This window comes from Sulfitobacter undariae, assembly GCF_014196805.1.
GTDB classification, from domain to species: domain Bacteria; phylum Pseudomonadota; class Alphaproteobacteria; order Rhodobacterales; family Rhodobacteraceae; genus Sulfitobacter; species Sulfitobacter undariae.
On record NZ_JACIEI010000004.1, the window covers coordinates 41169 to 64159 of the forward strand.

The 22991-nt window shown below is 55.0% G+C and carries 21 protein-coding genes and 1 pseudogene; 11 read left to right on the forward strand and 11 right to left on the reverse strand.

Annotated features, from left to right (window positions below; genetic code table 11):
* Window positions 1-98: 98 nt before the first annotated feature.
* The 5 genes from GGR95_RS08235 to GGR95_RS08255 all read right to left on the reverse strand — a co-directional run bounded on the left by GGR95_RS08235 (window position 99) and on the right by GGR95_RS08255 (window position 6121).
* Window positions 99-341, reverse strand: coding sequence for a hypothetical protein (locus tag GGR95_RS08235; RefSeq protein ID WP_184564699.1), 243 nt, complete (start codon window positions 339-341; stop codon window positions 99-101).
* A 140-nt stretch (window positions 342-481) separates the two neighbouring features.
* Window positions 482-1189: a YjbF family lipoprotein gene (locus GGR95_RS08240; RefSeq protein ID WP_184564701.1), complete on the reverse strand. Its 708-nt coding sequence runs from the start codon at window positions 1187-1189 to the stop codon at window positions 482-484.
* The gene (locus tag GGR95_RS08245; RefSeq protein WP_184564704.1) at window positions 1186-3351 is read right to left on the reverse strand and encodes a YjbH domain-containing protein; all 2166 of its coding nucleotides are present in this window, start codon (window positions 3349-3351) and stop codon (window positions 1186-1188) included. The genes GGR95_RS08240 and GGR95_RS08245 overlap by 4 nt, the downstream gene beginning before the upstream one ends.
* Before the next feature lie 121 nt (window positions 3352-3472).
* Complete coding sequence (locus GGR95_RS08250) at window positions 3473-5311, reverse strand: polysaccharide biosynthesis protein (protein ID WP_184564706.1); 1839 nt, start codon at window positions 5309-5311, stop codon at window positions 3473-3475.
* 192 nt (window positions 5312-5503) lie between these two features.
* Window positions 5504-6121, reverse strand: coding sequence for a sugar transferase (locus tag GGR95_RS08255; RefSeq protein WP_184564708.1), 618 nt, complete (start codon window positions 6119-6121; stop codon window positions 5504-5506).
* Window positions 6122-6552: 431 nt separating this feature from the next.
* On the opposite strand from GGR95_RS08255, the gene GGR95_RS08260 reads away from it, so the two are divergent.
* Window positions 6553-7656, forward strand: a complete 1104-nt coding sequence (locus GGR95_RS08260) for a polysaccharide biosynthesis/export family protein (RefSeq protein WP_184564710.1) — start codon at window positions 6553-6555, stop codon at window positions 7654-7656.
* A 10-nt stretch (window positions 7657-7666) separates the two neighbouring features.
* Here the strand turns inward: GGR95_RS08260 and GGR95_RS08265 are convergent, their stop codons facing one another.
* Together GGR95_RS08265 and GGR95_RS08270 are read right to left on the reverse strand one after the other, a co-directional pair.
* The gene (locus tag GGR95_RS08265; RefSeq protein WP_184564712.1) at window positions 7667-8920 is read right to left on the reverse strand and encodes a glycosyltransferase family 4 protein; all 1254 of its coding nucleotides are present in this window, start codon (window positions 8918-8920) and stop codon (window positions 7667-7669) included.
* Window positions 8921-9066: 146 nt separating this feature from the next.
* The gene (locus GGR95_RS08270) at window positions 9067-9807 is read right to left on the reverse strand and encodes a class II aldolase and adducin N-terminal domain-containing protein (protein ID WP_246423332.1); all 741 of its coding nucleotides are present in this window, start codon (window positions 9805-9807) and stop codon (window positions 9067-9069) included.
* 161 nt (window positions 9808-9968) lie between these two features.
* Between GGR95_RS08270 and ade the strand changes: the two genes are divergently transcribed.
* The 10 genes and pseudogenes from ade to GGR95_RS08315 all read left to right on the forward strand — a co-directional run bounded on the left by ade (window position 9969) and on the right by GGR95_RS08315 (window position 18429).
* Window positions 9969-11765 (forward strand): adenine deaminase, encoded by a 1797-nt coding sequence (gene ade / locus GGR95_RS08275; protein WP_184564714.1) that lies wholly within the window; start codon window positions 9969-9971, stop codon window positions 11763-11765.
* The gene (locus GGR95_RS08280; protein WP_184564716.1) at window positions 11762-12568 is read left to right on the forward strand and encodes a hypothetical protein; all 807 of its coding nucleotides are present in this window, start codon (window positions 11762-11764) and stop codon (window positions 12566-12568) included. Before ade ends, GGR95_RS08280 begins: the two co-directional genes overlap by 4 nt.
* A 9-nt stretch (window positions 12569-12577) precedes the next feature.
* Window positions 12578-14047 (forward strand): AMP nucleosidase, encoded by a 1470-nt coding sequence (locus GGR95_RS08285; protein WP_184564718.1) that lies wholly within the window; start codon window positions 12578-12580, stop codon window positions 14045-14047.
* 136 nt (window positions 14048-14183) lie between these two features.
* Window positions 14184-14474 (forward strand): HU family DNA-binding protein, encoded by a 291-nt coding sequence (locus GGR95_RS08290; protein WP_246423333.1) that lies wholly within the window; start codon window positions 14184-14186, stop codon window positions 14472-14474.
* Between the two features lie 139 nt (window positions 14475-14613).
* Window positions 14614-15336 (forward strand): annotated as a pseudogene (locus GGR95_RS08295) (GAF domain-containing protein); the annotation flags it as partial.
* Between the two features lie 83 nt (window positions 15337-15419).
* Window positions 15420-15704 (forward strand): hypothetical protein, encoded by a 285-nt coding sequence (locus GGR95_RS19155; RefSeq protein ID WP_425506385.1) that lies wholly within the window; start codon window positions 15420-15422, stop codon window positions 15702-15704.
* Window positions 15705-15771: 67 nt separating this feature from the next.
* Window positions 15772-16641 (forward strand): DMT family transporter, encoded by an 870-nt coding sequence (locus GGR95_RS08300; protein ID WP_184564721.1) that lies wholly within the window; start codon window positions 15772-15774, stop codon window positions 16639-16641.
* Between the two features lie 84 nt (window positions 16642-16725).
* Entirely contained in the window at window positions 16726-17175 is a 450-nt protein-coding gene (msrB, locus tag GGR95_RS08305; RefSeq protein ID WP_184564723.1) for a peptide-methionine (R)-S-oxide reductase MsrB, read from the forward strand.
* Entirely contained in the window at window positions 17172-17681 is a 510-nt protein-coding gene (msrA, locus tag GGR95_RS08310; protein ID WP_184564725.1) for a peptide-methionine (S)-S-oxide reductase MsrA, read from the forward strand. Before msrB ends, msrA begins: the two co-directional genes overlap by 4 nt.
* 127 nt (window positions 17682-17808) lie before the next feature.
* Window positions 17809-18429: a LysE family translocator gene (locus GGR95_RS08315; protein ID WP_184564727.1), complete on the forward strand. Its 621-nt coding sequence runs from the start codon at window positions 17809-17811 to the stop codon at window positions 18427-18429.
* 3 nt (window positions 18430-18432) lie between these two features.
* Here GGR95_RS08315 and GGR95_RS08320 read toward each other — a convergent pair whose 3' ends face one another.
* Genes GGR95_RS08320 through mtgA form a run of 4 tightly spaced genes read right to left on the reverse strand, consistent with a single transcriptional unit; the run spans window position 18433 to window position 22979 of the window.
* On the reverse strand, window positions 18433-20436 hold the full coding sequence (locus GGR95_RS08320; protein ID WP_184564729.1) for a hydantoinase/oxoprolinase N-terminal domain-containing protein: 2004 nt from the start codon (window positions 20434-20436) through the stop codon (window positions 18433-18435).
* Window positions 20436-21461 (reverse strand): tRNA epoxyqueuosine(34) reductase QueG, encoded by a 1026-nt coding sequence (gene queG, locus GGR95_RS08325; protein ID WP_184564731.1) that lies wholly within the window; start codon window positions 21459-21461, stop codon window positions 20436-20438. The genes GGR95_RS08320 and queG overlap by 1 nt, the downstream gene beginning before the upstream one ends.
* 50 nt (window positions 21462-21511) lie before the next feature.
* Entirely contained in the window at window positions 21512-22177 is a 666-nt protein-coding gene (gene fzlA, locus GGR95_RS08330; RefSeq protein WP_184564733.1) for an FtsZ-binding protein FzlA, read from the reverse strand.
* Window positions 22178-22232: 55 nt separating this feature from the next.
* Window positions 22233-22979 carry a monofunctional biosynthetic peptidoglycan transglycosylase gene (mtgA, locus tag GGR95_RS08335; protein WP_184564735.1) on the reverse strand — a complete coding sequence of 249 codons (747 nt, stop codon included), beginning with the start codon at window positions 22977-22979 and terminating at the stop codon, window positions 22233-22235.
* Window positions 22980-22991: the final 12 nt, after the last annotated feature.

The window sequence follows — 22991 nt, forward strand, 5'->3', positions numbered from 1 at the left end:
AATTCTCTTTGAAAGAATTGTGGAGCGAAGAGTCCCACTTAAACGAAAATAGCCCCTCCAACAGGAGAGGCTATTCTACTCGCAACTAGTGCTGAGTTTTAGTCTGTCGTTCCTGTCGTTCCAGCTGTCTTGTCGTCGTCGTCATTGCTAATCAAAGCTGCGATTGCAACTGCTGCAACAACACCACCGATGATTGCTGGTGCGCCGATGCCGGAACCAGTTGCTGGTACGAAGACGCCTTTGTCTTCAACAACAGTTTCTTCGTATGGCGCCAAGGAACCAGCGAAAGCTACTGTGGAAGTTGTGGCGAGAAGAGCGGCTACTGAGAGTGTCTTAAGCATTTTTATCATCCTGTTTTAAAACTCGTTGGGGACATGTCCCCGTTCAAATTGTATTTAGCTGAATACGGTCTTCATAACAACTCGTATGTACTTACAGTTATACATAATTGGCTAACTCTCGCCAAGTGTTACATATTGGCCTAATTCTTGAGCAAAATAAATTCAAAATATCCTGTGTTCGGCCCCATCCACTGACGTGATTTACGTACCAATCCTGTCCCCCGCTGCACCCAATAATCATTCTTGACTATGGTATCTCCGCGCGGACCGCCGACACAATCTTCCCTCAGGAAATCCACTGCAATCATTTGATTTACAATGGAAATATTTTCAGCTCCAAGATTCTTCACCTTGCAACGAAGCCTAAATTCCGTTGTAGTCGTGTCGCCATCTGAAATCGTGTAGGTTCGAACTCCTGTCGCGCCAGACCGCGCATTCAGTGCGCGAACAGTCATGCTCGCATCTGCAGCAATTATGTCACCACCAATGCCACGTGTACCAACAACAACGCCATTTCGGAGGAAAACCTGGGCACTATCGGAGGAATTCCAGATTTCCACCGCCCCAATTGACGAATCATTTCTTACTGCGACGCGGCGTAGAAAATCACTGCCGCCCTTTTGCTCAGGATTCGCCTGCAATGCGGCGCCGTTTGTTTGCGCCAACATTTCAGGTGTGACGACTGTCTTGGGTCGTGGCCCTTCGCGGCGTGTTTCGGTGTATTCCTTTACAGCACCCAACAAAGTTTTAGCTGTTGTGCCGGCTTGTTCATTTTTTTCATTGCCGCAAGAAGCAAGTAAACTCAGCACCAAAATAGAAGCTAGTCTACGCGTAAACAAAAGCGTCATTCCCATACTCCAGACCAAGTTTCAACAAGCTGCTCACGATGACCGCTACGTACCTGCTCGTACAATCTGCCGGGGACCGAGAGGCGCGCACCACCATCACGCGTCAAAGGCCTAATCGACGTCCGTCGCAGACGGGTGTCGGGCTTACCTAGCAACCAACTGGTAGGAACAGTGATGTTGATCCCCTTGTCGAATGAACCTTCGCCAAAATCTTCTTTTGAAACATTAGTAAGAGTGAAGAACCCGCCGACTTTCCAGCCATTGTCAAATTCGCGCTCCAGTGTGACCGTTGCACCCACATCACCCGCCAGATAGCGCCCGACATCAAGCTGACCTGTGTAACCGTTTTGAAATTCGTAATATGCAGAGACGTGTCCAGTTGCGACCCCATAATCCTGAAAGCCCAGCATATTATCGAATGCTCTTTGCTTTGCATAATTAAGCTCGGCTCCAAGTGCCAAACGACTTGCGACCGGTTTCCAAAGAACTTCTGCAGAAACGCCGCCGAACATCCTTTCAAGATAGCCAGCCGACATGCGAGCATATAAATCAGGCCCTGCCTTCCATTGTTTGCTGGCGTAAAGTTGTGTAACGGAAGTTGCCCCGCCGGCGTCATATTCGACCGCATCTGTACGAACATGTTCAAGGCGCGACGTGTTGAAGCGGGCTTTATCGCTGTAGCTATCGGCGAGATTGTGGCGTAGTTGACCCGCAATCTTCCAGCCCGGAGCTGGTTGAAAGGAAAGGTTTAGCTGCAAACCTGCTTCGATCTGAACCGGATCATCGGGGTCAAAGTATCGTTGTGAAAGATAGGGGCTGATCGACCAGTTATAAGTCGGGAACAGCGCTTCATTGCGTGCGCTTCCCGGCAAACGCGGGGCAGCGGCTTCAAAGCCGGTCACAGCCAACAGCGCATCAGGCGCGTTAGGGGAAACCTCCAAGGCTTCCAAATCCGAACGCCGCAACACAACTGTAGATTGAGCTAGATTATCTATAACAGGCACAATGCGGAACGTTTCAACCGAAGCAGGCATAATCGCAGCCAACAAACGCGCCACGCGGCCAACCGCAATCGCGCCAGCACCGTAACGCTCGTTTGAATAACGCACCTCAACGGTTGACGCGCTGGTACGCGCCTCAATCAACGTCAGCCCTTCGGCCTCCAGCAATGGAATCAGAGCATCACGCACCTCAACCGAGGCTTCTGCCTGTGATGCGGCCCAATCCCGGCTATATGCCTCTGGGTCCGCACGTCGGCTGGGGCGGATTTTGTAAGGACGCGGTGCAGCAATCCGAACCGGTGCTATCGGGCGGGCCGGATTCAACAAAAACTGGGCATTCAGCCCCAACTCGGACCCATACATGTAGTAGCCACCCAATCGGACAGCATTCGAGACCTGATATTCAACACCAAAATTGAAGCGGGACTTACGGTCAAAGATGTCACTTCGAGTTTCCAGATCATAAGCATCCGAACTATACTCGGCTTTGACACCCCATTTGTCGTTTATCTGCCATTCGAGGCCAGCAAACGGTGCTGCTTCGCCGCGGAACCACTGATCAACCGAAAACTCCCCTCCCGTATCACCAGATTGAAACACCGCACGATCGGACCCGAAAGGTGCGCCAATCGCGCCAGAGCTCCCAAGACGCCCCCACCCCAAACCAACGGTTGCTTTCACGGTGCCCGGCACACGTCCGCCAGAGAAGTTTTTGGTCGCGGTGATGAATTCACCCGCGTAAATGCCCGTGCCTGCGAAATCCTGAAGTCCAACGGTCACTGCGGGTAAAAGACGGCTTTCGCGGTTCAACAGAAAGCGGACATCGAAACTACGGTCACGGTAGGTGTCAAAGGTGCTAAATGTGGCGTCTTTTATACCTGAATAGCGAAAACTTGTTTGAATGCGCGGCGTTGCCTGAAAGGTCAGTGTTGTACGCGTTGTGCCGCCAAAAGTGGAAACACCAACTGCGATCTCGCCGTCGGGCAACATCTCGGCAGAGGGCATATCAATCACGCCTGACGTTCCGTACAAGTTCAGGGTCGTGCGATCAGCAGGTTTGGAATACACCTCTGCATCTTGCGCGACAGTGTTCACAGGAAAGAGCGCACCAATGCCCATCAATGACAAACCCAATGCGGTTTTCGACTTAAATCGCTTCATTATAATTGCTCACCGCCACTATTATATTTTTGTAGATTAAACCACGCACTTCGGTTAAGCGCAACAAAATCGCATCTATTGTTCAAACCACAGCCAATGCCGTGACAATTCTGCGCGTTGTCTAAGAAGCGTCTGCTTTTGCGACACAGGCTTGACCGCCCTCAACCCACTGACGCACAACATCACGCGCCATTTCTTCATCACTGGCTACAAACGCTTCGCGCAAGCGGCGCAATGCGGCGGCAATTTCGATCTGCGACAATCCCTGCTCACGTGTCATAAAAATCTTGGGGTTTGGCGTATTGATCGTTTCTCCAGTGAGCGTAAGCTCTTCTGACATCTTTTCGCCCGGCCGCAGCCCCGTGATTTGAACTTCGATGTCACCATCAGGGTTCTCTTTGTCACGCACCATATAACCTGCGCTCTCGATCACTTGGCGCGCCAGCTTTAGGATCGACACCGGTTCACCCATATCCAACACAAACACTTCTGCACCACGACTAAAAGAGCAGGCCTGCAAAACCAGCTGCACGGCTTCTTGAACCGTCATGAAATATCGCTCAACCCGTTCATCGGTAACGGTCAATGGGCCTCCGCGGCTCAGCTGTTCCTGAAACAATGGCACGACCGAGCCTGATGACCCAAGCACATTGCCAAATCGAACCATAGAAAACACCGTGCCGGTAGGTCCCTGACGGGTCGCCATATCCTGCAACACCAACTCCGCCAGCCGTTTAGAGGCTCCCATCACATTGGTCGGGCGCACAGCTTTGTCGGACGAAATCAACATAAACCGCTCAACCCCAGCCTGCGCTGCCTGTTCCGCCAAAGTCTGTGTCCCAAAGACGTTGTTTACAAGCCCCGTCAACGGGTTGGCCTCCACCAGAGGTACATGTTTATAAGCCGCCGCGTGCAATACAATGTTGACCTTATGTTTGGTCATCACGCTACGTACTTGCCGGCTATCAGTCACGGACCCCAACACCGGCACCAGCTCAACATCCAACCCTTCAAGCTCGATCATGCTGCGCAATTCCATGTCAATATTGTACAGCCCCAGTTCACTGAGTTCGAACAAGATCACCTTAGCCGGTCGACATTCCATCACCTGACGGCACAACTCAGACCCGATAGACCCGCCAGCCCCCGAGATCAGCACAACCTTACCCGTATAGGCGGCACTAGCCCCGCCTGACCGCTGCGCAACTTCTGCGCGCCCCAAAAAGCTATGCGGTGAAACGGGCGTCAGCTTGTTTACCAACGCCTCTTCCCCGATCAACTGTGAAAACGAGGGCAGCATTTGCACGCCCAGCCCCATCTGCTCCAGTTTACGCGCAATCTGTGCCTGCTTCGGGCGGCTCAGAGAGGGCACGGCCAATAGCACCCGGTCGATCTGCTTTTCCTTGACCAAGGCCGCAATGCTGGAAGGAGGGTAAACTGGCAACCTATGCACACGCATGCCATGCAGCGCTTTGTTATCGTCCACAAAGGCCACTGCTTGAATTCTTTCATGCCCTTGCAAGGCCGAAACAAGCTGGGTTCCTGTTGTCCCCGCCCCGTAAATCAACACGCGTGTGTGCTTGCTGCTATAGCGATAAACAGCAAGAACCAGCTGCAATAAAATCGCACGACTGCCTACCGCGAGACAAAAGAAGATGACACCAAACACCGCATGCAACTCTAAGGGCAATTGCAGGCCAGCAACGTCCGAAAAGGTGACGGAGGCAATCGTCAACAAAATGGCATGAAGTGAGGTCAGCCCAACCGAAGCTGAATCATAGGCGCTGACCTGAATATCCTGAATACCCAACCAGATAGAAATGCCCACCGCGATGCCGAGCATATACGGCATCAACAACAGGTAACTACTGATATTCCCCCAAACGCCATCGGGTAGTTCCACCACAGCAAATGCAGAGAACAAGGCCAACACAACCAGCACAGCATCCAACGCCAGCATAATCTGGCGCTTCCGAATTTTGGTGAGAGCTCTAATCCAGCTTAGCACAACCTGACCTTTTCATCCTGCACATACTACAACACATTGACCTAGAAGCACGAGGATACCGTATGGCACTCTGCCCATCACATTCGCCTACAATAGCCTAACTGCGTGGTCTTTCACACAAAATCTTGAATCGATGGGCGCAGTTTAGCTTTTTGAGCCTCGGAACAGATTTCCAATCGTTTGAAAAACCAGATCAAAGTCATAACATACGCTTTGGTTGCGCTGGTAAATCAGGTCCATCTTTGCCTTGCGTGGCACGCAAATACGGCAGTAAACATCATCGGTTTCTGCTGCTGATGTGCACCGCGCAAGTAACCGCTCTTCGTGCTTGTGAAACCTGATGGTCGCCAGCCCTGTCACACCTGGGCGCGACTCTAGGACCTCAGCATAAACTTCGGGGAAGCGCTCCACGTACTCCCGCAGAGGCGGGCGTGGGCCTACAAATGACAAATCGCCCTTCAGGATATTCCAAAGCTGCGGAAACTCGTCCAGCCGCTTGGATCGCAGGCGTGCACCCAGCGGTGTCACACGCGACGCTTTATGTGCCCCAGAAACCCCCTGATCGTCCTCAACCACCGACATCGTGCGGAATTTGACCAAACCAAACGGCTTGTCGACCGTCTTCATCCGCTCGGCAACATAGAACAGCGGTCTGCCTTGCTTCAGGTAAACATACACAATCAAACCCAGAATGATGGGCCCCAAAATGATCACCAGTAGGCTGGCAAAAAACAGGTCAAAAAGACGTTTTCGCAAAGTCATCGTTAGCCTGCTTCCTTAATCCAAGTGAATATCTTCCGTTTTGCGGTGCGCCGCTTTTGACAAGCCTGTACAAAAGCTCGCAAAAATTCAGCAACCCGAAAGCACCAACTAGCACGCACACCTGCTTGTCAGTCAGATGCCAGCCACGGCCTCTCATTTTTTGGCATAACGCGTGTCCATTTTGCATCACAACGTAGTAAAACAATGCAAAATATCATCTTAAACATCCTGCAACTTACCAAAATTCTCTCTGCAGGCCCATTTCCTTCTGGTTTCCTGTCCAGATGATTCGCTCCCGCATGAAACGATTGACCTCACATGGCGATGCAGTATCTTACGCCCTATTAGAAACGACCCCAAACGTGCTACCCACAGGGCGCGGACAGGCGAATTCAAGTTAATATAATATTATTTAGTGAACGGCGGCGCAGATGAGTAGACTACCCAAACATTTCATTTTGATTGCGCTTGCCTTAACCTTGGCAGCCTGTGGAAACTTGCCGCGCGGTGCTGCGATACAATCTGAAATCACCAAAGGCGCTGATACCCCTGAGGCAGATTTTGCAGTTTATCCTGTAACAAAAGCGTTCCTTTCCAGCGTCAAGGAGTGGCCTTCAACCGGAGAACGGAAGTACGGCTGGTTGCAGCATAGCACCGGGTCAAACGCACAAATCATCCGCCCTGGCGATACCCTGAATGTGGTCATCTGGGACAGTGCTGAAAACTCCCTACTGATGGGCCCCGGCGCCCGCAGCACAAACCTTTCAGGCGTTCGGGTTTCCGAAAGCGGTAACATTTTCGTACCCTACGTGGGCAAAGTTCACGTCTCGGGGCGCACCCCCGATAGCGCCCGTGAACTTCTTCAGCGCCAGCTTGAGACAGTTTCCCCCGGTGCGCAGGTTCAATTGAATGCACTGGAAGGCAGAACAAACTCGATTGATGTCGTAAGCGGCGTCCGGTCGCCCGGGAACATCAAGATGCCCGATCAAAACTTCTCTGTTCTCGCCGCAATTTCTGCCGCAGGCGGCGTGAATAACTCGATGGTGAATCCCCAAGTACAGCTGATTCGTGGACAAAAAACCTACCGCACTTCGCTGTCCAAACTATTTGACAACCCCAAGCTGGACACACGTTTGTCCGGCGGTGACCGCATCATTGTCGAGGCAGATCCCCGTTACTTTCTATCTCTGGGCGCAACCGGAAGCGAAAGCCAGTTCACATTCAACCGTGATACAGTCTCGGCATTGGATGCGCTTTCTATCATTGGCGGCGTAAACGATAGCCGCGCCAATCCCCAAGGTGTGCTCATCTTGCGTGAATACCCTGCATCGGCACTTGCATCCGGTCAACGCGGTCCACGCCAACAACGTGTTGTTTTTACAATCGACCTGACCACATCCGATGGCCTTTTCTCAGCGCGGAATTTCAACATCAATCCCGGCGATCTTGTGTTGGCCACCGAAAGCCCCGTTACAAACGTAAGAACCATCTTTGGCTTGATTGGTTCGGCTTTCGGCGTGATCAACAATATCTAAACACAGATGCCTAGTCAGGCATCTGTATCTGCTTATCCTGCGGCAATAGCGCGTTCATCTCGACAATATGCTCGGGCAGGCATTTGGTAAGAAAGTCGTATTCGGCGATCACATGTTTGCGCGCAGCAGGTCCAAGATGCGCAAAATCCTGTGGCCGCTCCAACACCTCAACCACTTGCCGTGCCAAGGCGGATGGATCGTGAAAATCCACCAGCAGGCCGGTTTCTCCATGCGTCACGGCCTCTCTAACGGGCGCAACATTTGACGCGACGATCGTGGCCTCCATCGACATCGCTTCCAGCAGCGACCATGACAGAACAAATGGCATGGTCATGTAAATATGGCAGCGGCTGATCTGAATGATCTTTTGATAGTCCGCATAGGGCACCTGCCCCAAAAAGTGGACGCGTCTCCAATCAACCCGATCTCCGACTTCCGCTTCCATTTCGCCGCGCAAACCAGCCGGATTTTTACTTTTGGCGCCGTAAGAAACATCATTGCCGCCAATGACAAGCACCCGCGCATTTGGGCGCGCTGCCAAAATGTCAGGAAGCGCACGCATGAACTGGTGAAACCCGCGCATCCGCTCCAGATTACGCGCCATATAGGTCACAACCTCATCGCCACCGCTGACCATCTCTTTAATCCGACCCAGCTTTACCTGCGCCTTATGGTCCGGCAGCAGCTTGTCCGTGCGGATACCATCATGACAGACGTAAATCTTGTCATGCATCTCGGGTGGAAAACAATCGCGCTGCCATTTTGTCGGGCTTAACCCGCGATCAACTGTGAAATAGTTGGCATTGGGCACGGCATTGCGGGCCTGTAGCAAATACGGAGTATGCTCGTTCACTGGCTCGTCAGAGTCAAAGTTCACTGGGCCCCCATGCAGACGATAATAATATTCAAAAAAGCCGATGATAGGCACGTCGCTCCATAGTTGCTTGAAGAACGTCAATTCGCCCCAGCCGACATGCCCGACGATGATATCAGGCTTAAAGCCCTCTTCACTTTCAATCTGTTTGGCAGCCAAGGCCGCACCAAAGCCAGCGCCAGTCGCGTCTTCCCACACTTTGCTGAGACCGTAAGCGTCCTTTTTGGGCAGGTGATGGGTTTTATAGATCCGTGTTTCTACCCCTTTAATCTTGGCAGCATTTTTGCGCTGCGTCAGGAAATAGATTCTGTGTCCGCCCTGTTCGGCCAACCACTGTACCAATTCACGGTATTGGCCCGGCATATTTTGATGTACAAAAAGAATATTCATAGGGGGTAATCTAACCTCGTGTTTCGGCTAGACTATGGCGCGAATAGAGCGCCGTCACGTCCTTTTCTAGCGCCTCTTGCCTTGCGACAAGGTTTAACTGGCAAGCGGCACACGACACGCCAATGTCGTGCCGCCGCCCATTCGCCCTAGAGACTATAATTTGAGCCCTCATCATCCAGAATCGCCTTCAACTCCGCTAGATGTCTCGCGTCCTGTTCTGGATATGCCTCCAGCTCACGCGCCGTTTTTTCCGCGATCTCGTCACTGATACGGCGCAGCGGCAGGCCCGTTTGCAACGCACGGATGTATGTTTCGGCGGCGCGTTCGAAATAATAAAGACGGTTGAATGTCTCAGCCACCGTATCGCCGATCACCATCACCCCGTGACTGCCCATCACCATGACCTTTTGCTTGGGGTCTGTCAGCAGCGCGGCACAGCGCGCACCTTCATCCTCAAACGCCAGTCCACCATATTCTTCATCAATGACCACACGGTTAAAGAAGGTACAGCAATTCTGATCAATCGGCGGCAGGCGGCTGTCTTGGAGGCAGGCCAGCACTGTCGCAAAAATCGAATGAACATGCATCACACAGCGCGCATGGCCGCAGGCGGCATGAACCCCACCATGCAACCCCCACGCCGTCGGATCAGGGGCGTTCGGCCCCTCATATGTCTCTGGATCATCCGCATCAATCAGCAGCAGATCACTGGCTTTGATCCGGCTAAAATGCACCTGATTGGGGTTCATCAAGAACTGTGACCCACTGTCATTCACCGCAAGGGAAAAATGGTTGGCCACACTCTCATGCATATCCAGTCGCGCAGTCCAACGAAACGCCGCAGCCAAATCAACCCGTTCTTGCCAGTGATCCATATTCGGTTTCATTTCAATCTATCCTTCTGTTTCCTGCCCACCCCAACACTCGGATCATCATGCGTCAATCCTGCCGACCAAATTAGCGCATCAGGCCGCAGCAGTGCCTGTGTTATCACCCCGCTATTCGTACTCGCGCTTGAACATGATCCGACCCTGTGGAATGTTGCCATATGACACAAGCAAGCTTTCCAACTTGGCCCGATGTGGCCGCCGATTTAGTAAATGTCGCCGCAGGGCGCAGCCCCGCTGATATGATCATCAAGGGCGGCATTTGGGTTAATGTTCACACCCGCGAGGCCCTGCCAGATCACGACATAGCCATTGTACGTGGCCGTATCGCCTTTGTCGGCACCTCGGCGGATCATTGCAAAGGGCCAGACACCCAGATCATAGAGGCACAGGGCCGTTATATGATCCCCGGTCTGTGTGACGGCCACATGCACATCGAGAGCGGCATGTTGACCCCTGCCGAATTTGCCCGTGCCGTAATCCCGCATGGCACAACGACAATGTTCACCGACCCTCATGAGATCGCCAATGTTTTAGGCATTGAGGGCGTGCGTATGATGCATGACGAAGCACTTATGCAACCCGTCAACATCTTTACTCAAATGCCCTCTTGTGCGCCCAGCGCACCGGGCATGGAAACCACAGGGTTTGAGATCACAGCGCAGGATGTGGCTGATGCCATGCACTGGGAAGGCATCATCGGCTTGGGCGAGATGATGAACTTTCCAGGCGTGATCAATGCCGATCCGCAAATGTTGGCTGAAATTGCCGCGACCCAGCGTGCAGGTAAAACGGTCGGCGGGCATTATGCCGCGCCCGATCTGGGGCCTGCGTTTGCGGCTTATGTTGCGGGTGGTCCCGCGGATGATCATGAAGGCACCTGTGAGGCAGACGCGATTGCGCGGATGCGTCAGGGGATGCGCTCGATGATCCGCCTCGGCTCTGCTTGGTATGATATCGAGAGCCAGATCACCGCCATTACCGAACGCGGCCTTGATCCGCGTAACATGATCCTATGCACTGACGATTGCCATTCAGGCACCTTGGTCAACGAAGGCCACATGAACCGCGTTGTACGCCACGCAATTGAATGCGGCTGTGATCCCCTGATCGCCCTGCAAATGGCAACGATCAACACCGCCACACATTTCGGGCTAGAGCGTGAATTAGGCTCTATCACTCCCGGTCGCCGTGCAGATGTGATCTTGTCCTCGGACCTCAAAACCCTCCCAATAGAGACTGTTATTGCCCGTGGTCAGATCGTGGCACAGGATGGCGTGTGCATCGTAGATTGCCCCCATTACAACTGGCCCACAAAAGCCCGCCAGACCGTCAACATGGCGCGTGATCTAAGGGCGGATGATTTCACCATCACCGCCCCCGCAGGCGCCAACGCGGTCACCGCAAATGTCATCGGTGTGGTAGAGAACCAAGCCCCGACCAAAGCCCTGCAATTTGAACTGCCCGTGACCGAAGGCCGCGTGACCTCCCACGGTGATGTCTGCCAAATCGCGCTGGTCGAACGCCACCGCGCGACAGGTGGTGTCGTCAATGCGCTGGTGTCGGGCTTTGGCTATACGGGCAACATGGCTATGGCCTCTACTGTGGCGCATGACAGTCACCATATGATTGTCGTGGGCACCGATACGGACAACATGGCACTGGCCGCAAACCACCTACGCGCGCTTGGCGGCGGCATTACCATCTTCAAAGACAGCGCCCCGCTGGCCACCGTTGATCTGCCCATTGCAGGCCTCATGTCCGACAGCCCTGCGCAAGACGTCGCCGCCAAGGCCGAAGCCATGATGCAAGCGATGCGTGACTGTGGCTGCACGCTCAATAACGCCTATATGCAACACTCGCTTCTGGCGCTTGTTGTAATCCCCGAACTGCGGATTTCAGATCTGGGCCTTGTCGATGTGCGCACGTTCGAATTTATGGATGTCATTGTCACATGAAAACCTTTGCCCAAAACCTGACCTCCCTTATGCCTACAGGCATCACCTTAGCCCCCGAACTGATCGAGGCTTTCGACTGGCTAGAGGATCAAGGCTGGCATCGGGTGAGGGACGGCGGGCAGCCCGAAGATCACTGGCTCTCCATCTACCCCGAGGATCAGCGCAATCAGGCCGGCGCAAGCTATGTGGTTTTTGGCGGCACCACCCTGCCCTTCACCAGCCATTGCTCCGCTCCGAACCCCGACGTTGACAACCGCATCGCGGAAATCGCCACCACGGCTGGCGATGGCGGCCGTGCGGCGATCTGGTTGGACGAGCACGGCAAGCAACAGTTCATCCAACTGGGTCATGACAACGCCAGCATCATCACCGACGATCCACTGGTGTTCTTGCAATACCTCGCCATGGGATACCCCGAACCGGGCGCGTTGGAAGGTACAGATATCACACCCTTGCAATCGGCGCTTGAATACCACGGTTTTGGCAGTGCTTCCGATTTTGCCCCTAACCTAAGCCCGATCCTTCCGATCGCCTTTCAGGGGTTCCTGCAGAACCGTTTCAACCTCGACATCCCCGCAACGGCCCGTGATCTGGGCATCAAGGATTTCGTCGAATACAACGACGAAGGCACCACAGACCCTTTCGCACTCTGGCTGACTTCGGTCACGCCAGAACCCACCGAGGCCGAACTGGCCTATGAGATGGAGCTGATGCGCACAATCGACTCCCTTAATCTACAAGACAGCGACAGTTCCGAAACTATTTTAGAGAAAATCGGAACTCTGTTTAACCCCAAGGATTAGAATAGCATCATGAAGCAGTACCAAATCCGCACACCGAATGCCGCCAAAGCAGAAGCTTTCACCGATGCCACCGCCGCCGTGGACCGCCTGACAGCGCTTTATGCGCAATCCGTGGATTTCCTGCGGACCCAATTCACCGAGGCCATGGCAGATACGCCGCCCGAAACGCGCATCCGCGCCTTTTACCCAGAGGTGCGCCTGACCACGACCTCCTATGCGCAGGTCGATACACGGCTCAGCTTTGGGCATGTGGCAGGACCGGGGACGTATAGCACGACCATCACGCGACCCGATCTGTTTCGCAATTATCTGATCCAGCAGATCGGCCTGCTGATCAAAAACCACGGCCAGCCGGTGTTTATCGGCCCGTCTGACACGCCGATCCCGCTGCACTTTGCCATGAGCAGCGATTCAAATATCACGGTCCCTCAAGAAGGCGCTGCCGATTTCACCCTGCGGGATGTCTTTGACGTGCCGGACCTGTCCACCACCAATGATGATATCGTCAACGGCACCTATACCCCGCCTGATGACGTTTGGCCGCTGGCCCCTTTCACCGCCCAGCGCGTGGATTACTCCCTTGCGCGACTGGCCCATTACACCGCCACCGATCCCGACCATTTTCAATGTCATGTGCTGTTCACCAACTACCAGTTCTATGTGGCCGAATTCGAAGACTTCGCCCGCAAAATGCTACGCGACCCCGACAGTGGCTATACGTCTTTTGTCTCTACCGGAAATCAAGAGATCACAGACGGCGATGCCCCGATCGCAGTCTCTCCCAAGCTGCCACAAATGCCGACCTATCACCTGAAGCGCGCTGATGGCTCTGGCATCACATTGGTCAATATCGGTGTCGGCCCCTCTAACGCCAAAACCGCCACCGATCACATCGCCGTCCTGCGTCCGCACGCGTGGTTGATGGTCGGCCACTGTGCGGGTCTGCGCAATACGCAAGCCTTGGGCGACTTCGTTCTGGCACATGGTTATCTGCGCGAAGATCACGTTCTGGACGACGATCTGCCGGTCTGGGTGCCGATCCCCGCATTGGCCGAAATCCAGATCGCGCTGGAAGACGCGGTTGAACAAGTGACCCAACTTGAAGGCTATGAACTCAAACGCATCATGCGCACAGGAACCGTCGCCACCATCGACAACCGCAACTGGGAGTTGCGCGACCAATCCGGCCCTGTGCAGCGGCTTAGCCAATCCCGCGCCATCGCGCTGGACATGGAAAGCGCCACAATCGCCGCCAACGGCTATCGCTTCCGCGTTCCCTATGGCACGCTGCTGTGTGTCTCGGACAAACCCCTTCACGGCGAACTCAAGCTGCCGGGCATGGCGTCAGATTTCTACAAAACCCAAGTTTCACGCCATTTGATGATCGGAATCCGCGCTATGGAACAATTGCGCTGCATGCCGTTGGAACGGATTCACAGCAGAAAACTGCGGTCTTTCGACGAAACAGCCTTCCTCTAGGCGAGATTAAGCTGAAAAAAGCGCAGAAAACCCTGCTTTTCAACGCAATTCGCGTCGGTATTCATTGTGTTTGCCGACAACTTACAGTTACATTCCGCAGATGAGGCCCAATGTTCGGGCAGCCGAGGAGAATAAAATGGCGATTAAACCAATGACAAAGACCCAACTCGTAGCCGCACTGGCAGAGGAAATGGGCACAGATAAGAAATCCGCAGGCGCAGCACTGGACTCAGTATGCGCACTGATCACAAAAGAAGTATCAGGCGGCGGTGCCGTTACACTTCCTGGCGTTGGCAAAATCTATTGCCGCGAACGCCCCGAGCGTATGGTTCGCAACCCTGCGACTGGCGAACAGTTCAAAAAAGAAGCTGACAAGGTTGTCAAAATGACAATCGCCAAAGCGCTGAAAGACAGCGTTAACGGCTAAGCTGTACCAGCTTCAGTTTTTGAAAGGGGTCGCCATTGGTGGCCCCTTTTTCATATCCGCAACAAGTTCCGCATAGATACCTTGCCAAGCTTCCGATACAGGTTACATTCCCGCACTAGTAGTAACCATTGGAACCCCGATGCGCGCAGCACCACACCCCGATCAACTCGAACGCCTACGCACCCTGCATCAATATGATATCCTCGACACGCCACGTGAACAGGGTTTCGATGATATCGTGGCCTTGGCGTCAGAGATTTGTGAAGCCCCTATTTCAGTGGTCAATATCATCGACGAAGACCGCCAGTGGTTCAAAGCCGAAGTTGGTTTGGGTGCCCGCGAAACACCGTTGGAAACCTCCATCTGTTCGCATGTGATCTTGCAAGAGGACTTTGTTGAAATCCCCGACACGCTTGCTGATCCGCGCATGGCCGACAATCCGCTTTGCCTTGGTGATCCGGGCCTGCGTTTTTATGCAGGCGCACGGCTACTTGCCTCCAACGGCCTGCCGCTGGGCACCCTATGTGTGCTTGATAACAAGCCCCGCACCCTGAACACGTTTCAGCGAAAGGCGCTGCGCGTTTTGTCACAACAGGTCATAAAACAGCTCGAACTCCGCCGCGCCCTGAAAAACGAAGGCGATTTGCGTGCCGAGATGGACCACCGCATCAAGAACTCGCTGCAAGCGACATCTTCCCTGATCAGGATTTACACCCGCGCAGTTGAAGACGACACAGCCAAGCAAGCCCTAGAAGCCGTCAGCCGCAGAATTGACGGCATGTCGGCCCTCCATGAACAGCTGCAAAAGAACAGCGTGTCTGGCCGTGTCGAAATGTGTGAATACCTAAAGGATATCGTCACTAATCTGCGTGAAACACGCCCGATAGCATCGCCATCTCACTTGAGGTTGATGACATCACGCTGCCTTCCAACGCCGCCACCGATGTGGGGATTATCCTATCTGAATTTGTCGCCAACACAGCCAAATACGGGTATCCTGACGGTGCAACAGGGACCGTGTCCATTTCTCTTGTGGCTGAGGACGGCATGCTCAAACTTAACGCCATCGACAATGGTCTTGGCACGGCTGCCCCCACACCCGAACCCACACGCGTCAGTGGCATCGGCAGCAACATCGTCGCCGCAGCCGCCTCTAACCTTGGCGGCACGCTAACAAACGCGATCACGGAAAAAGGCGCGCAGCTGACCATGCTGTTCGAAGCACGCTAACGCAGGTTGCGCTTTGCTTGCTTCTGCCCGATTGTCGCCAAGAAATCAGTCACAAGGCACCTTACAAATGGATTTACGCGCGATCGGGCTGGGGCTGGCCTTTGCCCTCATGTGGTCCTCGGCCTTTACCTCGGCACGGTTCATCGTCGCGGATGCTTCTCCGCTTTTCGCCCTTTCGCTGCGCTACCTTATATCCGGCCTGATCGGCGTCGCCATCGCCCGCGCCTTGGGCCAGAGTTGGCATCTGACACGCGCGCAATGGCGTGCCACCATCGGCTTTGGCGTTTTGCAAAATGCCGTGTATTTGGGTCTATTTTTCATCGCCATGCAAACGATAGAGGCTTCTTTTGCCGCGATCCTCGCCTCTACCATGCCGCTCATGGTCGCTTTGGCCGCGTGGCTGTTTATGGGCGAACGTCTCAGCCCGCTGGGCATCATCGGGCTGATCGCAGGCCTTGCAGGTGTTGCCCTGATCATGGGGACGCGCATCACAGGCGGCGCAGACCTGTTCAGCATCGCCATTTGCATCATCGGTGTCCTTGCCCTCACCATCGCCACTCTCACCGTGCGGGGCGCGTCCTCAGGGGGTAATCTGCTGATGATCGTGGGCCTGCAAATGCTGGTTGGCTGTGTCGCGCTTGTCATCGCCACATTGCTCTTTGAGACCCCACATATGACGCCCAGTTGGCCGCTCGCGCTGGCTTTCACCTATACCTGCCTCGTGCCGGGCCTGCTGGCGACATGGATCTGGTTTCTACTGGTCGGCCAAATCGGCGCCACCCGTGCCGCTACATTTCACTTCCTCAACCCCTTCTTCGGCGTGGTCATTGCCGCACTTCTACTGGGCGAAAATCTCGGCTCCAGCGACGTCTTGGGCGTTGTAATCATTGCCGCAGGCATCTTTGCCGTGCAAATCTCGCGCCAGACAAAAACCTGACCAGCCATCACAAACAAGTGCACCCCTTTGATTTTCGCATAAAAACCCCATCTAATAGAGCAACACCAGCACAAGGAGCCTCCTATGTCCGAGTATTCTAAAAACCCAGACGTCATCGCGACCCTCTCGCCAGAGGAATTCCACGTCACCCAAGAAAGCGGCACAGAGCGCCCCGGCACTGGCAAGCTGTTGAACAACAAAGAGCCCGGCATCTATGTTGATATCGTATCGGGCGAACCCCTGTTTGCATCAGGCGATAAATACGAGAGCGGCTGCGGCTGGCCCAGCTTTACCAAGCCGATCACCCCCGCCTATGTCGAAGAATTCAGCGACAGCACCCTTGGCATGGTCCGCACCGAAGTCCGCAGCAAAAACGGTGACAGCCACCTTGGCCACGTCTTTAACGACGGCCCCCCAGATCGCGGCGGGCTGCGCTATTGCATCAACTCCGCCTCCCTACGCTTTATCCACCGCGATGACATGGATGGCGAAGGATACGGCGACTATATTAATCAAGTGGAGAACATAGCATGAGCAATCAACGCGCAGTACTGGCAGGTGGATGTTTCTGGGGCATGCAAGACCTGATCCGCAAACGCAGCGGCGTGATCAGCACCCGCGTCGGCTATTCTGGCGGCGATGTACCAAACGCCACCTACCGCGATCACGGCACCCATGCCGAAGCGATCGAGGTCATTTTTGATCCGGCGGTCCTCAGCTACCGTGCCTTGCTGGAACTGTTTTTCCAAATCCACGACCCGACAACAGAAAACCGCCAAGGCAATGATCTGGGCATGAGCTATCGCTCGGCCATCTATTACGCGGACGAAGACCAAAAATCCGTGGCCTTGGACACAATCGCCGACATCGAAGCCTCTGGCATCTGGCCCGGTAAGGTTGTCACTGAAATAGAGCCTGTTTCAGAGTTTTGGGAAGCAGAACCAGAGCACCAAGACTATCTTGAACGCCTGCCCAACGGCTACACCTGCCACTTCCCCCGCCCCGATTGGGTCCTGCCCAAACGCGCAGCGGCGGAATAAAATCAAGGGGCCACCCATTTACACGGGTGGCCCTTTTTGTATCTCGGCACATGACAGAGCGTAACCCAAGTTGACATCCAGACATGCCTGCTGAATGGTTTAGGGCAACCAGATAGGCTTTGCGCGTATGTTAACGGATATTAATCTTCCACTGATCCTCCTCGCCGCTTTCATCGCAGGCGCAAGCCCGGGCCCTGCTACACTTGCCATTGCAGGGACGTCCATGGGGTCTGGCAGAGTTTCTGGACTATTTCTTGCCTCGGGCATTACAACAGGATCACTTATATGGTCCGTCGCAGCCGCGCTTGGCCTTGGCACAATCATGCTGGCAAATGCGTGGATGTTTGAAATCATCCGCTACTTTGGCGCCGCGTACCTCATGTTTCTTGCGTATAAATCGGCGCGGTCCGCCTTTTCCAAAAAAGACATCACGCCCAAATCAATGACAGGTGCGCCCGCGACCCTGTTCACCAAGGGCTTATTACTGCACCTCACAAACCCCAAGGCAATCCTATTTTTCGGCTCACTCTATTCATTGGGTATTCCAGTCGGCGCATCCCTAACCGATCTGGCAATCGTCATCGCGGCGGTTGGTCTTCAAAGCACATTGGTCTTCCATGGTTACGCGCTTTTGTTCTCATCCAAGGCAATGACGCGACTATATCTGCGTCTAAGGCGCTGGTTTGAAGGCGCATTTGCCATCGGATTTGGCGCGGCAAGCTTCAAAATTCTGACCGCAAAGCTTTAGCCCTCAAACCGCCACCCGTGGCCGCCCCGTTGCTTCCACGGTCACATCAGCCTCAACAAACACCTCACGGCCCTCAACGCCAGCCTTGCGGATATCACGCTGCACATTCACCTGAATATCCGCAGCCCCCGCCGCCTCTGCCGCCGCAGTGGCGCGCGTGCGCAATGCATCCTCCAAGGCGCTCAACGCCGCCTCCGCATCGTGAAAGTCTTGCGGCCCGTCTACCAGATGCACACGGTACGTCCCCTCACTGGGCGCGGTCACTGTCCCCGCCTCGCGCATGGTCACACGCCCTACAACTGCGCCAATCGCATTGGCCACCCCCCCATGTTCGGGCAGGATCATCTCACATCCCAATCGCGCCCCCACAGCAGGATAATAGGTCGCGGCCGAGGCCCCCAGCCCGATCACAGGCACCGCCAGCCCCGTTTCCAGTCGCACAAGTCCACGGTGTCCACCCAGTCCACGCTGCATCAGAACATGCTGTGCCAGCACCGCAGGATCTAGGCCAAAGCCCTCTTCTTCCGCTGCAAAAGCAGTCTCTAACAAAGCCAAAGATGTCTGTTTTTCCAATTGGTCAATCACCATCCGTGCCATGACTTCCGGCTCAGCCGCCAGCCGATTTCCCCCGCCCGTACGCCGCCGCCCGAACAGCGCCAATGCCTTGCGCGCGGCGTCTGCATCCCAGCTCGTACTCAGACCCAAAACATGGCTCGCGTCCGATGGCGTCACTCCAGCGATCTGCACCAGACCACGTTCAACCAACCGCTTCAGCGCGCCTGTCTCAATTCGTGAACGCAGCACATCACCCAAAGGCAACACAGCCTCGCCGATCCGCTCCAGCAACACCTCTTCACGCGGGCCAATGCCCTCTGCTTCCTGCCCAAACACCGTTCGCACAAACCGCCCGTCAAATTCACCGGGCAAAGTACTGCGCAACTGCGCGTCCAGCGCCCTATGCACGACCTCGGGCGCGTCCATGGCGATCAGCGACACAGGCACCAATCGCTGCGGCCCAAGGCGCACACCGCCCACCAGCCCCTCGGCCAGAAAATGCACCTCGCTATCGCCGCCAAGGCCGGTTGTCCGCATTGCCACGGCCTCAACCATCGTGCGGTACGGCCCCACCTGTGCCCCCGCAGGATCAATCGCGGGCCGCCCGTCTTTTAACACAGCCACATCCGTGGTCGTGCCGCCAATATCAGAGACCAACGCATGATCCGCCCCCGTCAGCCAGCGTGCGCCAACAATCGACGCGGCAGGACCGCTCAGGATCGTTTCAATTGGCCGCTCCCGCGCTTGCGCACTGGAAATCAACGCCCCGTCGCCACGCACCACCATCAAAGGCGCAGACACGCCCAGTTCACGCAGAACATCCTCGGCCCGCCCGATCAGCCGATCAATCATCCCGATCAAACGCGCATTCAGCACCGCCGTCATGGCCCGTTTTGGCCCGTTCAGCTTGGAGGATAATTGATGTGAAGCAGACACAGGTCGCCCCGTCATTTCTGCCACCAAAGCCATCACCCGCAATTCATGTGCCGGATTGCGGGTGGCAAACTGCGACGCAACAGCAAACCCGCCCACTCCTGCGCCATGTTGCTCCAGAAACGCACGTAAACTGCCCTCATCCAGCGCAGCGGCCTCAGCGCCTGCATGATCATGCCCCCCCGCCAAGACAACATGCGGGTCACCCTTCAGGGCATCCAGCAGGCCATGTGTCTCTAAATCACGTTCTTTGAACCCGATATAGATCAGCCCAACACGCCCGCCCTGCCCCTCGACCAACGCATTGGTGGCCAAGGTAGTAGACAAAGACGCCAAAGCGATATCACCCGCCGCAACACCAGATTGCGCCAAGACAGCACGCACAGCAGCGCCAACCCCAATCGCCAGATCATGGCGGGTCGTCAGCGCCTTGGCGCTTGCGATCACCTCTCGCTCATCCCGAATAATCACCGCATCCGTATAGGTGCCGCCTGTGTCTACTCCCAAAAGCAGCGCCATCAGTGCTCTCCCAACAATCGCGCCACCGCCCAACGCGCTGCATCCGCCACCGCAGCATCCGCATCCTCGCAATGGGTTTGTGCCGCTTCCATCAGGCTTTGATCACCGGAATTGCCAATTGCATACAGCACATTGCGCACAAAACGATCCCGCCCGATCCGTTTGACAGGTGACCCTGAAAACCGCAGGCGGAACGCAGCATCATCCAACTCAACCAATTCGGCCAGCGTCCCGCCCGCACTGCCGTGATACCGCATGTCGCTCGCCGCTACGGCGAATTTGTTCCACGGACAGGCCGCCAGACAATCATCACAACCATAAATTCGGTTGCCCAATTTGCCACGCAAATCCGCAGGCACAGGCCCTTTATGTTCAATCGTCAAATAGGAAATACACCGCCGCGCATCCAATTGATACGGCGCTGGAAACGCATCAGTGGGGCAGACCTCCTGACAGGCTGTGCAGCTCCCGCAGCGGTCCACCTCTGGCGTATCAGGCTCAAATTCCAATGTCGTGAAAACAGAGCCTAAAAAGGCCCAATTCCCCCAATCACGGCTGACAACATTGGTATGTTTCCCCTGCCATCCCAGCCCTGCTGCTTGCGCCAGTGCCTTCTCTGGCACAGGTGCTGTGTCTACAAAAACCTTCACCTGACACGGCTCTTGCTCGATCAGCCAGCGCGCCAATCGTTTAAGCCGCTTTTTCACCACATCATGATAATCACGCCCCTGCGCATATGCAGAAACCGCCCCCAGATCAGGCCGCTCCAGCACCTCCAGCGGGTTGTATTCGGGTGCATAACTTTCGGCCAGCATGATCACAGATCGTGCTTCGGGCCACAAAACTGACGGATCGCCGCGCCACGTCACGCGCTCTTCCATCCAGCCCATCTGCCCATGATAACCCGCGTCCAAAAACGCGCCCAGCCGTTCGGGCACCTCTGGCACCGCATCGGGTCTACATACCCGACAGGCAACAAACCCCTCTGCCAAGGCTTGGGCAACCAACTTTGCTTTAAGGTCCATTCGCTACCTTGCCCTTGAACGCATCCCTGCTCCAAACACCAGAAGCGAGATCAGAAATCCAGATCATTATAGTGCTTCGGCGGCGTGAACCCCGGCACCTGATCGGCCAAAATGGAGCGGAACGCAGGCCGCGATTTAATCTTCGCGTACCAATCCTTCACATCCGGGCAACTGTTCCAATCGACATCAGAAATATAATCCAATGACGACAAATGCGCCGCCGCCGCAAAATCGGCCAGCGTCATAGTATCCCCTGCCAACCAACGGCGGTGGTTCAACAGCCACGTCATATAGCCCAAATGAAACTTGATCGCGCGGGCGCCCGCTTTGACATTCTTGCTGTCAGGATAGCCCGCTTTCATCATCTTTTTGTTCACCCGCTCATACAGAAGCTTGCTGGTGACTTCGTGATGAAACTTGTCGTCGAACCAGCTAACCAAACGGCGCACTTCCAGTTTCTGCACTGAATCCGACGGCAACAGAGAAGGCTCAGGCCGCGTTTCTTCGATGTATTCGCAGATCGCAGCGCTTTCCGACATCATGATTCCGTCCAACCGCAACACAGGCACTTTGCCCGCAGGGTTACGGCGCAGAAAATCGGGATCTTGCTCCCAATAGCGCTCCTCAACCAACTCCACCTCGATTTTCTTCTCGGCCAGACTCAGCCGAACTTTACGGCAATGCGGGGAAAGCGGGACATGAAAAAGGCGGGCCATAGGATAATCCGGAAAAAAGGGTACCCACTACCAATGCCTTGTAGCGATGGGATATTCAACTCTCGAAACAATCTGACCGCCCGTCTGCGCGGATTGTAGCAGCCCCTGAGCGTATCTGCGCAGCCCGTTTTTGAAGCCGCGCCGAGGGCCGCGAGGCGCTGCGCGTTTTGGGTGACGGTAAAACAGCAGCCAATTGCGACGCTTGCTTCGCACTCAGCGCTTCTGGGCCTACACCAAAGTAATGACGCGATGCGGCCTCAACGCCAAAAACGCCCTCATCAAATTCGGCAACATTCAGATAAACCTCAAGAATACGCCGCTTGGACCACAAGAGTTCAACCAGCGGCGTAATCGCCGCCTCCAACGCTTTGCGCACCCAAGTCCGCCCATGCCACAGATAGACATTCTTCACCGTTTGCTGGGTAAGCGTCGACGCGCCCCTGCTTGATCCTTCGGCAATCGCCAGTTTAATGGCCCTGACATCAAAACCAGCATGCGTGCAAAAGTTCGCATCCTCTGCGGCAACCACGGACCGCGCCATCACAGGCGCGATTTCCTCAATGGGGACCCATAGTTGATCAATACTGCCCAAACGACGACCCTCGGAAAACATATAGACCGTGGTTATCGGGTTCACGACACGCCCCACTAGGATAATGGCAACGGCACCAAGAATACAAATCGCCACGCCGCGCCACACAATGCGTCGCAGACGTTTACGCCACGCAGGGCGCATCGGTGCCGCCATCGACTTTAGGGAGGGCTTTGGTTTGGGTTTCGCCTTGGTGCTACGTTTTGCCATGAACCAGCTATA

Coding starts and splice junctions, on each gene's coding strand:
- GGR95_RS08235 (WP_184564699.1), bottom strand. CDS start 341: ATGCTTAAGACACTCTCAGTAGCCGCTCTTCTCGCCACAACTTCCACA.
- GGR95_RS08240 (WP_184564701.1), bottom strand. CDS start 1,189: ATGACGCTTTTGTTTACGCGTAGACTAGCTTCTATTTTGGTGCTGAGT.
- GGR95_RS08245 (WP_184564704.1), bottom strand. CDS start 3,351: ATGAAGCGATTTAAGTCGAAAACCGCATTGGGTTTGTCATTGATGGGC.
- GGR95_RS08250 (WP_184564706.1), bottom strand. CDS start 5,311: ATGCTGGCGTTGGATGCTGTGCTGGTTGTGTTGGCCTTGTTCTCTGCA.
- GGR95_RS08255 (WP_184564708.1), bottom strand. CDS start 6,121: ATGACTTTGCGAAAACGTCTTTTTGACCTGTTTTTTGCCAGCCTACTG.
- GGR95_RS08260 (WP_184564710.1), top strand. CDS start 6,553: ATGAGTAGACTACCCAAACATTTCATTTTGATTGCGCTTGCCTTAACC.
- GGR95_RS08265 (WP_184564712.1), bottom strand. CDS start 8,920: ATGAATATTCTTTTTGTACATCAAAATATGCCGGGCCAATACCGTGAA.
- GGR95_RS08270 (WP_246423332.1), bottom strand. CDS start 9,807: ATGAAACCGAATATGGATCACTGGCAAGAACGGGTTGATTTGGCTGCG.
- ade (WP_184564714.1), top strand. CDS start 9,969: ATGACACAAGCAAGCTTTCCAACTTGGCCCGATGTGGCCGCCGATTTA.
- GGR95_RS08280 (WP_184564716.1), top strand. CDS start 11,762: ATGAAAACCTTTGCCCAAAACCTGACCTCCCTTATGCCTACAGGCATC.
- GGR95_RS08285 (WP_184564718.1), top strand. CDS start 12,578: ATGAAGCAGTACCAAATCCGCACACCGAATGCCGCCAAAGCAGAAGCT.
- GGR95_RS08290 (WP_246423333.1), top strand. CDS start 14,184: ATGGCGATTAAACCAATGACAAAGACCCAACTCGTAGCCGCACTGGCA.
- GGR95_RS08300 (WP_184564721.1), top strand. CDS start 15,772: ATGGATTTACGCGCGATCGGGCTGGGGCTGGCCTTTGCCCTCATGTGG.
- msrB (WP_184564723.1), top strand. CDS start 16,726: ATGTCCGAGTATTCTAAAAACCCAGACGTCATCGCGACCCTCTCGCCA.
- msrA (WP_184564725.1), top strand. CDS start 17,172: ATGAGCAATCAACGCGCAGTACTGGCAGGTGGATGTTTCTGGGGCATG.
- GGR95_RS08315 (WP_184564727.1), top strand. CDS start 17,809: ATGTTAACGGATATTAATCTTCCACTGATCCTCCTCGCCGCTTTCATC.
- GGR95_RS08320 (WP_184564729.1), bottom strand. CDS start 20,436: ATGGCGCTGCTTTTGGGAGTAGACACAGGCGGCACCTATACGGATGCG.
- queG (WP_184564731.1), bottom strand. CDS start 21,461: ATGGACCTTAAAGCAAAGTTGGTTGCCCAAGCCTTGGCAGAGGGGTTT.
- fzlA (WP_184564733.1), bottom strand. CDS start 22,177: ATGGCCCGCCTTTTTCATGTCCCGCTTTCCCCGCATTGCCGTAAAGTT.
- mtgA (WP_184564735.1), bottom strand. CDS start 22,979: ATGGCAAAACGTAGCACCAAGGCGAAACCCAAACCAAAGCCCTCCCTA.